Origin of the sequence: Streptomyces sp. NPDC090741, assembly GCF_044769045.1 — a bacterium.
GTDB lineage: Bacteria > Actinomycetota > Actinomycetes > Streptomycetales > Streptomycetaceae > Streptomyces.
On sequence record NZ_JBIVXF010000011.1, the window covers coordinates 115,565 to 127,527 of the forward strand.

Consider the following 11,963-nt stretch of genomic DNA (forward strand, 5'->3'; position numbering starts at 1 on the left):
TGCTCACCAGCCCAGCTGAGAATAGGCGCGGCCTTCGGAGATCGCGGTGATGGCCGTGCGGGTGTAGGACACGAGGCGGTCCGGAAGCTCGTGCCGCGGCCACCACTGCCAGTCCAGACACTTGTCGGTCTCGCGAACCTCGGGGGTGCCCTCCCACCGGCGTGCTCGGAAGACGAGCTGCATCAGGGGCAGGCTGCCCGGAGCATCGACGACGTGGACGACGTGCGCCAGCTCTACGTCCGCGGGGTCGATGACCAGCCCCGCTTCCTCCCACGCCTCGCGGACCAGGCATGAGAGGGCGGATTCCTGCTCGCACCGCCCGGCGAGGTAGTGCCAGGTGTCGCCCGCGTACTTCGACTTGGGGTGACGCAGTCCGAGAAGTACCCGGCCCTCGGCGTCTTCGAGGTGGAGGTGAACCCCGACACCGTTGAGCACAGTCCGGCTGCCCCCGTCCCACACGGCAGGAGCCACGGCCGACCCGGTGTCCGGGGGGTTCTCGGCCGCGTGTCGGCGAATCAGGTCCCGGGTGGCGGGGCTCAGGCGCAGCCGGTCCAGTTCGTCGGGCGTGAACCAACGCACCAGCACGCCCTCGTGCAGCCGGAGCCGGTCGGGGTTGCCGCCCCACCGGCCGGCGAAGACCTGGACCGGGACGCTGAGGCCGTCGATGCTGGTGGCCTGTTCCACTGCATACGGTTCCAGGTCCTCTAGACGTAGGCCAGGGACCTCCTCGGACAGCTCACGCAGCAAGGTGCCTTCAAGACTCCGGTCGCCGTGCGTGCGGCCACCGCCGAGAAGGGCGAACGCGCCTGACTCCCAGATGACGCCCGGCTTGTGGTCGCGCAGATGGAGCAAGTAGCGGCCTGCCCCGTTGAAGATCAGAGCCGAGGCATTCACCGGCTCGGGTCGGCCGTCGAGCGCGGCGTTGCCCAGCTTGGCGCGCAACGGGGGCGAGGTAACCCGGTCGAACGGAAGCCATTCCGCACCAGAGACCTCTTCGTCCTGCAAGAGGAGTGGGGGAACGTCGTGGGCGAGGTAGAAGACGAATCGGACATCGTAGTGCTGATGCTCCGGTTCGCCCTTGTCCGGCCGCGCTGCGATGTCGTGGATGTCGATGTCGATCGGATCTTCGAGGAGCTGGGGGGTGAGGCACAGGTCGCCGGGCGCGATTCCTGCCTCTTCGTGGACCTCGCGCAGCGCTGCGGCGAGGAGCGTACGGTCGCCTGCGTCGATGTGGCCGCCAGGGGGGAGGGCCAGACCACTGGCCCTGTGCTGAATGTGCAGCACACGCTGGCTGCGGTCGATTACGACGGCGCTGCACGTGATGTGCCCAGGTAGTGTCGTACGGCTCGTCGGCTCGTCGGGCTCGGCGAGGGTTTTCAACAGGGGCTCCAGGCGCCCGTGCTCGGCCGGATGCCGTTCCAGGTAGGTGTCCACGAGGTTGCGGATCTCGGAGCGGGCGGGCGGCATGGCTGTACCTCTCGACGTTGGAACGGGGACTGTGGAACCGGCCACTTCGGCTGCAGGCGATTGGAGGGCAGACCGGTGCCGGCTAAGGACTGCTCCGTGATGCCCGCTCAGGTGAACTCCTTGTCGGTCGTTGGGGTGTTGCGGTCGGGTGGAGCTGCCGGGATCAACGAGGACGCGTGTGTGGTCGAACACACGTGTTTGAGACGAAGCGGATTCCGTACGGGGGCGCGGAAGGCGTCTCGTGCAGGGTGCATCCACCCTTGAGGGGCGCGGCTTCGGCTTCGGGGCCGGGTGGCCGAATCGCCGGTGTCGATACGCGTGTGACGGATGAGGTTCTGAGGGCCGGTTCGGCTATGCGGGGCGGACGTGCTGAGTGATCAGTTCGGCCATGCCGTTGATCGTGGCGAATCGGGGGTCGAAGAGGTCGGTGTCGCTGAGGGGGACGCCGAGGGTCTCCTCGATGTGCACCGTGAGGGCCACGACGGTGAGGGAGTCGAGGTAGCCGGTATCGAAGAGGTTCGCCTGCCGAGTGAAGCCCGGGTCGTCGTCGGCGACGGCGGCTTCGCGCCGGATGAATGCTTCGATGCGGGTGGCCGTGTCGGCCAGGGTGAAGGTCATGAGTTGCCTTCCGAAGGGGTGTGCGGCACGGGCTGGTGAATGCCGCCGCGAACGGTGCGGTGTAGGTCCGCCGGGTCGGAGATGCCCAGCGCGTCCCTGAAACGGTCTTGTAGGTAGTCCTGAGTGATCCCGGCTTGCAGTAGCTGGGGCAGTACGCCGGTATCGGCGTGGAGGTCGCCGATCTGGGCCCGGACCTTGGGCCGCCGGAGCGTTCCGGTGGGGAGCTTGTGGCGCCCGAGATGAGCCATCAGCTGGGGCTTGGAGACCGGTTCGGGCAGGGCCAGCAGCTCGGTTGCGGCCCAGCAGTAAGGCTGTACGACCGTCAGTCCGTGCGCGGCGAATACGCCGACTTCGCGGTCACCGTTCTGGATTCCGCGGGTGAGGTGGACTCGTAGCCGGTCCCGGGGGAGGTTCGGCAGACGGTAGTAGAGGGTGTCCGAGTACGTGACCGGGGTGTAGTCGGCGAGGAATTCGTTCATGAGGTCGCCGGTGAACACGAGCGCGCCGTGGGGGTGGTCTGCGGCGATGGCGGCGGCAAGCAGCTCGTTGACGATGGCGGCGTGGACGTTGAAGTCGCGCCAGTCCTGGCCGTTCAGGATCGCGGAAGAGAGCGTGTCGAGGAGGTCCTGCTGGTCAGCTTGAACCAGCCTGAAGGGCATGTCGAGGTGGTCGGCTACCTGCTGGGCGGCTGCCGCGTCCTGGCTGAGGCGGTCGCTACCGAAGGAGTAGGAGTAGGCGACGGCATGGGGGAAGTGCTGACGGGTGTAGGCGGCGACCACGGAGCTGTCGGCGCCGCCGGACAGGCAGACGGCGACAGGAGTGCTGGGCTGTGCCGCCTTCAGGTCGCTCATCCCCTGATCGATGAGCTCACTGACCTTGCCTGCGAGGCTGGACGAGCTGTGGGTGGATCCGGCGCGGGCGGGGAGTGTCGCGAAGTGTCGGACAGTTCCCGCGCGTTTGTCCGGGTCCAGGGTGACGACGCTGCTGGCGGGGATCGCGTAGGTGTCGGTGAAGGCGATTCCTTCCTTGACCAGATCGCGGAGGTAGTTCGCGGCGATGACTCCTCGGTCGGAGTGGAAGCCGACGTAGAGCTTGTTGAGACCGAGCCGGTCTCGGATGGCGGTGACGCGTCTGCCGTCGTGCTGGACAGTGGCGAATCGCCCCGCGAGGCCGCCAGCCGTGTGCGGCGTGACACCGTCGACGGGGGTGCTCCCGTCCGGGTGCCAGTAAAGGTTGCCCACGGGAAGATGAGACTCAAGCACGGTTGTACTCCTCGCCGATGATGTCGAGAGCCCGGTCCAGCTCGGGTGTCCCGAAGTTGAGGGCGATCCTGAACCAGCCCGTCTCGTGGAACAGTGAAGAAGGCATCACCAGGACCCCCCGTTGGGCCAGATGGGAAACGAAGGCCCAGTCGTCCGGTGCGGGGCAGCGGGCATACAGAAATCGGGTGGCGTGCGTGTCGAGGGTCATCACGCCATGGCGGAGAAGCCGCTGACGGGCGTGGCGCTGGAGGCCGGAGAGCCCTCCCAGATCGGGCGCGGTGTCGCTCAGGGTTGCGGCGAGCTGCTGGGTGAGGGCTGTAGGGGCGCAGTGACCGGTGACACGCATGGTCCGGACGAGCTGCTCGACGGCCTGGTCGCGGATACCCAAGTGCGGGGAGACGGCCAGGCATCCGGTCCGCTGTCCCTGCATGTCCCACGCCTTGCCGAAGGAGCGCACCGTGAGGGTGTCGGCCCAGTGGGCGGCGGGCGCGGGGCAGGCGGTTTTGTCCCAGACCTGCTGTGTGTGCGCCTCGTCGGCGATGAGCAGCGGCGGAGTGGGCGTCGAGTGCCGCTGCATCAGCGAGGCCAGTTGCTTGAGTTCGCGGTCGTCGTGGATGACCCCGGTGGGGCTGCCAGGTTGGGCGATGAGGATGCCGCGGGTCTGGGGGGTCCAGGCACTCGCGATCGCCTGCACATCGAGGTGCTTGTCGTCGGTGGTGGGGACCAGGTCGAAGGAGATGCCGAGGTCCTGGAGGTATAGGGGGTAGTCCATCCAACAGGGTGTGACCAGGATGATCCGGTCGGGCGGGGTGAACAGGGTGTTCAAGACGACGCGGAGGGCGGCAGTCGCGCCCGGGGTCATGACTATGTCGTTCCACGAGTACGGCAGACCGTGCTGTTTGGAGAGAGCAGCGGCGACGCGCCGGCGCACGGAAGTAAATCCGCCGAAGGGGCTGTAGCGCAGATCAAGGGGGCGTGCCTGCGCGGCGAGTGAGGCCAGGACGTCGTAGGGCCGGGGATCGCTCAGGAACTGGGGATTGGGGAAGGACAAGTCCAGGGCTCGGCCGCCGAAGCGGCGCAGCGTGTCGAGGTGCAGGCGGGTGAACTCCTCCAAGGGCCGCAGCAGCTCCTCGTGGGCGACCGCGTTCATTGCTCCTCCGAGGTGTTCGTGAGGAGGGACAGGACACGCTTGCGGTCGGGCTTGCCGTGCGGAGTGCGGGGCAAGCTGTCGAGGATCTCGATGCGGCGGGGGCGCATATGCGGCGGGAGTTCGGCCGAGCAGTAGGCGCGCAGGGCATCGAGGTTGAAGTAGGCATCCCGGGGCTCGACGGCGACGAGGACGGACGGATCCGGCCTGCCGTCGGGGTCCGGGACGATGAGGGCGACGACGCCCGCAGTCATGCCGGCGGCGGATATGTCGGCCTCGATCTCGCTGGGCGTCACGCGGATGCCCTGGATCTTGGTCAGCTCGTCACGCCGGCCGGCGATGTACAAGTCGCCGTCTGCGTCCGTGTAGCCGAGGTCACCGGAATGGACGACGGTCTCGGACCAGGGCGGGCGCAGCCGCGCGCGCGGACGGAAGACGAGCGTGGTGGTGTCCGGATCGCGCCAGTAGCCCATGGTGACAGTGGGGCCGCGGTGCACGATCTCGCCCACCACGCCGGGGGGACACGTCCTGCCCTCCTCGTCGAGGACGTCGACGTGGCAGTTGGGTATGGCTCTTCCCACCGACGTCGGTTTGCTGTCGAGCAGGGCAGGGTCGAGATACGTGCTGCGAAACGCCTCGGTGAGCCCGTACATCGCGAAGACGTCCAACTGGGGATGGGCGGAGCGGATCGCCTGGATGGTCGTGGGGGTGAGGGCTCCGCCTGTGTTGGTCAGGTAGCGAAGTGAGGGGTACCGGGTTGTGGTGAAGGGAGAGCTGGGGTGGAGGAGGTCGCTCCAGAGGCTGGGAACCCCGGCCAGGCCGGTAACACCGTGGTCCAGCAGGCTGCGGCAGATGTCGGGTGCGAAGGCGGAACGCTGGATGATGACAGCGCCGCCGGCGTGGAAGGTGGCCAGGACCTGGTTCAGCCCGTAGTCGAAGCTGAACGGCATCAGGGCGAGGGTGCGGTCTGCTTGCGTCAACCCCAGGTAGTCCGCCACGATCCGGGCGCCGCTGAGCAGGTTGTCGTGGCTGAGCATGACGCCCTTGGCCCTGCCGGTGGACCCAGAGGTGTAGATCAGCCCGGCCAGGTCCCGGCTGATGGTGGGCACGGTGGTGCGGGTGCCGTCGGTGGTCTGGGTGAGGTCCTCTGGTGTGAGGATGCGCTCCGGCGGCAGTGCTTCGTGCAGGCGCGCGGCGAGGCGGCGGCTGGTGAGCGCGAGGCCGGCCTCGCTGTGGTCGATGATGTGTGCGACCTGCCGGGGGCGCAGCTGGTCGTGGATGAAGACGGGGACGAGGCCCGCCAGGTGCGCGGCGAAGTAGGCGGTAACAGCGTCCGCCGATCGAGGCAGGAGCAGGGCAATGCGGGCCCCGGAGGTCAGGCGTGACGCCAGATGGCCAGCGGCGTGGTGCGCACGGTCGGCGAGCTGGTTGTACGTGAGGACATTCGGGCCGTCGATGACGGCCGGCGCGCCCGCCCGCGTCCGGGCGTTGCTCAGGAGGAGGTCCGCGACCGTGTACATGGGGCTCCTTCGGATCATCGCGGCAGGACGTCGCTGGTGGTGGCGGTCTCGTGCAGAAGGAAGTCGGGCCAGCGCTCTGCCCGGGGTGCGATTCCGTGGTTGGCCAGGAGAGCGGGGTTGAAGCGGTAGAAGTTGTCGTAGGGCGTGGCCGTGGCCGCGAACTGCTCGGCGGCGGCCCGGGCCAGGTGAAGACTGCTGGTCTCCCACCTGACGGTGGTGGACCCGTGGTCGTCAGCGTGCGCGAGGACGGCGCTGGCCAGGGGCACGGCTTCCTCTTCGGCGACCAGGTGGAAGTCGATGACGTGCGTGACGCCATGGAGGTGGAGCGTGACGGCCAGCGCCGTGGGCTCGCCGTCACGGCGTACGGCCAGATATGTGGCGGGGGCCACGGGGTAGGCGCTGTGCCGCCACTGGTGGTAGGCGGGGTCGCGGATCACGGTGAATCCCGCGTTCCTGGCCGAGGCGGCGCACAGGGCCTCGAAGTCCATGGGGAACGTGGCGCTCTCCTCCACGTCGCTGGTGGCCTGGTGTGCCTGCGAGGGCTCGGCGGTGACGGGGAGGTCGAGCTGGTGGACGCGTGCTCGGTGCCATCCGCGGAAGGCCGCGTGGATGTCCGGGTTGGGCCGGTATACCCCGACGATGGGTTCACGGTAGAGGTGGACGCGGAGCAGTTGGCCGGCGGCTGCGGCATGGGCGTGCGGGAGCTTGCGCCAACCGGACAGGTAGATGCCGGGCACCGCGTGTCCGTCCAGGGCGAAGCGCGTGTGGAAGCTGTAGGCAATCGCCTCGGGGCGGCCGTCGGCCTCGACGGTGCAGTAGTCGGGCCGCGTGCCGCGCTGCGGGTTGTCGGTGAACTGGTGCTGGTAGTACTGCGGGTCGCTGGCGTAGTCCTTGCCCTGGCGCAGCAGCATCTCCAGCTGCCCGGCGCGGCGGGTCCCGCTGCCGTGGACGACCTGGACCGGTCGCCCATGCGTGGTTGCGGGGACCTGCCAGATTGCCGCGCGGGTGGCCCCGCGGGTGGCGGCGCGGACCTGGGCGGCGAAGCCGTCGACACTATCGGCGGTGTGCAGCCGCATCAGGTGGAGGATTTGGTGCTCGTAGGGGGCCTGGATGCTCACGCCGACGGCGCCGACCCAGAGGATTCCGGCGTACCCCCGATCGATGAGCGGATCTTGGAGATCCAGCGCGAGCTGCTGCGTGAGGCGCCCGAACGGCACGGTGAAGTACCGGGCGCCGGTGCCCATACGCCGTTGGAAGTGTGCGTGGGAGCGGTCGACCTCCTGTCGCACGGCGTCGGCGCCGAGGGCCGCGAGGTTGTCGTGGCCGTAGCTGTGGTTGGCCACGGTGACCATCGGGTCCACGGCCAGCTCCCGCAGCTTCGACCAGGGCAGGTAGCCGCGCTCCGCAAAATACGGCGCTGCCGCCGCCTCGACGGTCGCGTACAGGGGGTCGATCAGCTGCGTGGCCACCACCTCGGGGTCGAGGCCGGCGCTCTTGGTGAGCTGGTAGAAGGTGCCCAGGCCCGCGGCCTCGGGAAGGTGGGTGTCGATGTGCTCGGCGATCGCCCGAGGGTCGGCGTACTTCTCGACGGCGTAGACCTTGTCGCGGTTGCCCAGCCCGGTGTCAGTGAGCAGGCCCGCCGGGGAGAGCGTCAGCGGAAGGCCGAAGGAGCGCACGGTGTTGATGGCGGTCAGCGCGGAGACGGGGACGTCGTCGAAGCACAGGACGAAGTTGACCTCGGCCAGGCCCTCGCCGGCGCGGACCTGGTCCAGGGAGACGACCTGGCCCAGGTCCAGCATCATGTCGAGCTGACGGGCGAAGGTCTCCTCGGACACGGTGTGGAGCCGGTGGTAGGGGTTGGCGGGATCCACGTCGCCGATGCGGTGATAGTTGACGCCGATGACGGTGGGTACGGGCATGCGGGTCCTCCCGGGGACGGCTGCCGCCCGGCTGCGCTCGCGCCGGGCGGCAGGGCGGTCAGCGCAGCGCGGCTCGGCGCTGCTCGTTGCTGTGGGCGACCGCGGTCAGGAGGTCCGGGCGGGCGCCGGCCGTGCGCGCCGCGGCGATGATGGCGGACAGGTCCTTGGGCAGGCACTTGCCGGCGAAGCCGGGGTTGTCGGCGAAGACGGCGGTGTGCGAGGGCTCGACGCGCGGGTCGAGGAGCCAGCCCTCGCGGACGGTGTGCCAGTCGGCGCCCATCGCTTCGGCGATCTCCCGGAACTCGTTGACGAAGGTCACCTTCGTCGCGAAGAACGCGTTCTCCATGTACTTGACGACCTCGGCCTCGGCCGCCGTGCACTGGAAGTACGTCTTGTGGGGTCCCAGAATCGGCAGCAGGGCGTCGAGGAAGTAGCCGCGGATCGACTTCTCGCCGCCGAGGATGACGAACGACATCGTCCTCGGGTCGTCGCACACGGGGTTGAAGTAAGTGCTCTCCCCGACGTACTCGGGGCTGAAGCAGATCTCCTTGCCGGTCGCGGCGGCCAGCTGGGCGGTGGTGCCGGGCGGCACCGTGGACTTCAGCAGGATCCGCTGCGTGGGGACCCGCTTGATGGCGTCGACGACGTGGGTCACGTCGCACTCCCCGTCGGACCCGGAAGGCGTGTTCACGCACACCACCGCGAAGTTGCACGCCTCCAGGGCCTTCTGCGGGTACGAGCTGTCGTGCGCCTGGTCGTAGGTGACCAGCTCGGCGCGGTCGTGGAACAGGTCACGCATCGAGTGCCCGACGTGGCCCATGCCGATGATGCCTATCTTCATGTCAGCCTCCGAAGGGCAGGGGTGAGGGGAACGCTTCGAGACGGCAGGCCACCGCGCGAGCCGCGAGGTCGCTGGCGGCCAGGGTGCTCGTCCGGTGGACGGCGAAGTACGGACTGTGATGCATGGGAGCGTAGGAGTAGCGCAGGGTGTCGACCTCGATGCCGCTGTCGGCCAGCTGGTGGGCCATGAACGCGGCATCGCCGGCGGCGGCGCACACGGCGACCAGTCCGTACCCGCCGTGCTCCAAGACGCCGCCGGCCTGTGGCGCCTCCTGCCAGTCGATGCCGGTCGCCTCGAACGCCGCCTGCGCCGTCTTGCGCAGTGTGGCGAAGCGGGAGCGCAGCGCGCCGACGTCTGTGCTCTGGGCCAGGGCCCAGGCCGCGCCCAGCGCGTTGATCTTGAAGTTGCTGCCGAACTGGCCACCGAACGGGCCGGTGGGATCCAGCCGGGTGCCGGTGAACTTCGTCTGCTGCCCGAAGTTGCGCACGGCCAGGACCCGCTCGGCGAGCTTGGGGTTCCGGGTCAAGCAGGCCCCGCCTTCACCGGCCTTGAGGGGCTTGCGGCCGTGCAGGCTCAGGCAGATCACGTCGGCGCTCTCCGCCAGCGTCTGCGGGCCCAGCCGCAGAAGGGGGGCCTGGGCGGCATCGACGATCACCGGGATACCGCGCTGGCGGAGGTCGGCGAGAACCTGGGGGTCCTCGTCCCAGTAGCCCCACATCGGGACCGGGATCACCGCTGCCAGCGGACCGGCCTTCGCCGCCGCGTTCAGGGAATCCGCATCCAGCGCGAAGGAGCCGGGGCGGCAGTCGACGAACACGGGTTCGGCGCCCACCGTGGCGACCGCCAGCCCGGTCATCGACGGCCCCAGCGCCGAAACCGCGACACGATCCCCCGGCTGCACGCCGACCGCATGCAGCGCGCAGACCAGAGCGGCGGTGCCCGAGGAGACGCACAGGGCGTATGGGGCGTCGAGGAGGGAGGCCAGGTGCTTCTCCAGGGTGCGGACCACCTCGGCGTTGCCGGTGCCGCCGTCGGCGATGGCGAGGTCGATCAGCTGGTTGGTCACGCGGTCCATGACAGGCCCTCCTTCTTCAGCAGCACGTCGAACGCCTCGTACACGGGGAGCAGGTCCTCGAGCCGGGCGAGGTGGCGGGGGGCAGCGCCGCTCTGGAGGGCGTCCCGGAAGGCGGCCAGCTCGGGGCCGTATCCGGCGTGGGTGTAGCCGCCGGAGGCCGGGGAGCGGCGCCACAGCACCCGGGCACCGGGGTACTCCGCGACGTGCTGGTCGCTGCCGCTGGGCCGGAGCTGCAGCTCGGACAGGTCGCGCAGGTACAGCACATCACCGCGCGAGGTGGTCACGTGGACGGAGTGGTAGAAGCCAGCCGCGCAGCTGCCGAACTGCACTTCCACCCGGGTCCCAGCCTTGGACTCGCTGGAGACCATGGAGCACAGGCGCCCCCGGTCCACCGAGATCATCTGGCCGGTCGGGGACGACGTGCCCGGCAGAAGCATCTCGGCCAGGTCGATGGCGTGGATTCCCTGCGCGGCGAAGAGGCTCGCCTCCAGGGACATGTGCGGACCGAAGGTCTCCACGGGTTTGCGGGCCACGTGTTCGACCCGCACGCAGCGGGCCGTCCCGTACCGGCCAGACTCCAGGGCCTTGACCAGCTGGCGCACGCCCTCTGCCCACCGGAAGTTCATGCCGACGCAGCAGGTCACCTCGGCCTGCCGGGCCAGCGCGATGAGGGAGTGCAGGCCCTCCAGGTCCGGGGCCGGGGGCTTCTCCACGAAGGTGTGCAGTCCGGACTTGATCGCCCAGGCGGCGTGGTCGGCCTGCTCGGTGACGGGCAGGGCGATGAGCGCGGCGTCGAAGACCGCCGGGTCCACCTCGCCGACCGAGGCGTAGGTCTGGGGAATCATCCACTGGGCGGCGAGCTGCTTGGCGCGCTCGGTGTCCTGGTCGACCAGGGCGGACAGGGGCAGGCCAGCGGAGCAGGCTGCCGGCAGCAGGGTGTCGCCGCCGTGACCGCCGGCGCCGATGAGCAGGGAACGCATACGTCACTCCATTCAGATTCTGAGCATGGGCATGACAGATCACCTCGTGTGCAGGCAGGCGCCCGGCCGTACTCGGGCACACGGGTCTTGTCAGAAGGCGCGGGAGGTGAGGGAGGGCCTAGCTGTCGTGGTCAGGCAGGCGAAGCTGCTGGGGTGCAGGCGGGTCTCTCCGCTCGCGCAAGCCGAGCGGGTCCTGGGGGCGCTGGCGGCGCCTGGTCGTCCACCAGGCTCCGACCGCGTTGGCCTGGGCCTGGTAAGCGGGGACGTCGTATGCGTACCCGAGGCGGGCGATCTCGCCGTTGAGGATCACCACGAAGCCTTCGATCGCGGCTACCTCGGCCTCCTCCAGTGGCCGGATGCTGCGGTAGCCCGCCAGGAGGTCTGCGGCCCGGGCCTGCTGATAGCGGGCCCGTTCGCCCTGGAGGACGAAGAACCCGGTGGCGAGGAGCTTGGCGAGGTCGAAGACCGGTGGCGCGTGCATGACCTTGTCGAAGTCGATGAACCCGAACCGGCCGCCACCGCTGCCGGCAACGACGTTGTCCCAGTGCAGGTCGCCGTGGATGGGCTGGGGCCGCAGGGACGCCAGGTCCTGGGCCAGGCGGGGCAGGATCCGGTCCCGCCACAGATGCCGGGCCACATACCAGTGCGGAAGCTCCTGGTCCGGGGAAGGAACCGGGCCGCGTTCGAAGGTCAGGCGGCGGTCGGTGAAGTCGCCGGCGTCCGGCCGGGCCAGCTCCGCGTGGAGCCGAGCAAGGTCCTGGCCCAGGCCGTACGGGTCGCTCCGGTCGGCGCCCCCCTTGCCGATCCAGGTGCACACGTGAACGGTCTGCGGACCACCCCTGGTCTCCACCGTGGCGACGGCCAGCGTCTGCGGACACTCGACACCGTCGACACCGTCGACCAACCCGGCGATCCGGCCGATCAGAGCAGCCGGCTTGGGCGTCAGCCGCACGGCCACCTCCGGGGCCTGCGAGGACGCCGAGACGCCACGCCAGACCGCGGCCATGGTGCCGCCAGCCACCGGCTCGAACCGGTAGTCCGCCGCGTGCCACGTGCTGCTCACGCAGGCCAGGGCGTCGCTGAGCAGCTGCTCGCTGGCGCTGTCGTCGGCCGACATTCCCGTTCACCTTTCCT

General features: G+C 69.4%; 10 protein-coding genes. All 10 read right to left on the reverse strand.

Features of this window, described 5'->3' with window-relative positions:
* Positions 1-3: 3 nt before the first annotated feature.
* Positions 4-1,434 (reverse strand): NUDIX hydrolase, encoded by a 1,431-nt coding sequence (locus ACIQU4_RS27935; RefSeq protein ID WP_403736172.1) that lies wholly within the window; start codon positions 1,432-1,434, stop codon positions 4-6.
* Positions 1,435-1,818: 384 nt separating this feature from the next.
* Positions 1,819-2,085, reverse strand: a complete 267-nt coding sequence (locus ACIQU4_RS27940) for an acyl carrier protein (RefSeq protein WP_403736175.1) — start codon at positions 2,083-2,085, stop codon at positions 1,819-1,821.
* Positions 2,082-3,347, reverse strand: coding sequence for an asparagine synthase-related protein (locus tag ACIQU4_RS27945; protein ID WP_403736177.1), 1,266 nt, complete (start codon positions 3,345-3,347; stop codon positions 2,082-2,084). Before ACIQU4_RS27945 ends, ACIQU4_RS27940 begins: the two co-directional genes overlap by 4 nt.
* Positions 3,340-4,497, reverse strand: coding sequence for an aminotransferase class I/II-fold pyridoxal phosphate-dependent enzyme (locus tag ACIQU4_RS27950; RefSeq protein WP_403736179.1), 1,158 nt, complete (start codon positions 4,495-4,497; stop codon positions 3,340-3,342). The genes ACIQU4_RS27945 and ACIQU4_RS27950 overlap by 8 nt, the downstream gene beginning before the upstream one ends.
* Positions 4,494-6,014, reverse strand: coding sequence for an AMP-binding protein (locus ACIQU4_RS27955; protein WP_403736182.1), 1,521 nt, complete (start codon positions 6,012-6,014; stop codon positions 4,494-4,496). Before ACIQU4_RS27955 ends, ACIQU4_RS27950 begins: the two co-directional genes overlap by 4 nt.
* Positions 6,015-6,028: 14 nt before the next feature.
* Positions 6,029-7,933: a polysaccharide deacetylase family protein gene (locus tag ACIQU4_RS27960; protein ID WP_403736185.1), complete on the reverse strand. Its 1,905-nt coding sequence runs from the start codon at positions 7,931-7,933 to the stop codon at positions 6,029-6,031.
* Between the two features lie 58 nt (positions 7,934-7,991).
* On the reverse strand, positions 7,992-8,774 hold the full coding sequence (locus ACIQU4_RS27965) for a hypothetical protein (protein WP_403736188.1): 783 nt from the start codon (positions 8,772-8,774) through the stop codon (positions 7,992-7,994).
* Between the two features lies 1 nt (position 8,775).
* Positions 8,776-9,849 (reverse strand): aminotransferase class I/II-fold pyridoxal phosphate-dependent enzyme, encoded by a 1,074-nt coding sequence (locus tag ACIQU4_RS27970; protein ID WP_403736190.1) that lies wholly within the window; start codon positions 9,847-9,849, stop codon positions 8,776-8,778.
* Positions 9,837-10,829, reverse strand: coding sequence for a Gfo/Idh/MocA family protein (locus tag ACIQU4_RS27975; protein ID WP_403736193.1), 993 nt, complete (start codon positions 10,827-10,829; stop codon positions 9,837-9,839). Before ACIQU4_RS27975 ends, ACIQU4_RS27970 begins: the two co-directional genes overlap by 13 nt.
* A 118-nt stretch (positions 10,830-10,947) precedes the next feature.
* The gene (locus ACIQU4_RS27980) at positions 10,948-11,946 is read right to left on the reverse strand and encodes a phosphotransferase enzyme family protein (RefSeq protein ID WP_403736197.1); all 999 of its coding nucleotides are present in this window, start codon (positions 11,944-11,946) and stop codon (positions 10,948-10,950) included.
* Between the last annotated feature and the right edge of the window lie 17 nt (positions 11,947-11,963).

Excerpts from the sequence above, each read along its gene's own strand:
- ACIQU4_RS27940 (WP_403736175.1), bottom strand. The coding sequence starts at position 2,085 with ATGACCTTCACCCTGGCCGACACGGCCACCCGCATCGAAGCATTCATC.
- ACIQU4_RS27950 (WP_403736179.1), bottom strand. The coding sequence starts at position 4,497 with ATGAACGCGGTCGCCCACGAGGAGCTGCTGCGGCCCTTGGAGGAGTTC.
- ACIQU4_RS27955 (WP_403736182.1), bottom strand. The coding sequence starts at position 6,014 with ATGTACACGGTCGCGGACCTCCTCCTGAGCAACGCCCGGACGCGGGCG.
- ACIQU4_RS27960 (WP_403736185.1), bottom strand. The coding sequence starts at position 7,933 with ATGCCCGTACCCACCGTCATCGGCGTCAACTATCACCGCATCGGCGAC.
- ACIQU4_RS27965 (WP_403736188.1), bottom strand. The coding sequence starts at position 8,774 with ATGAAGATAGGCATCATCGGCATGGGCCACGTCGGGCACTCGATGCGT.
- ACIQU4_RS27970 (WP_403736190.1), bottom strand. The coding sequence starts at position 9,849 with ATGGACCGCGTGACCAACCAGCTGATCGACCTCGCCATCGCCGACGGC.
- ACIQU4_RS27975 (WP_403736193.1), bottom strand. The coding sequence starts at position 10,829 with ATGCGTTCCCTGCTCATCGGCGCCGGCGGTCACGGCGGCGACACCCTG.
- ACIQU4_RS27980 (WP_403736197.1), bottom strand. The coding sequence starts at position 11,946 with ATGTCGGCCGACGACAGCGCCAGCGAGCAGCTGCTCAGCGACGCCCTG.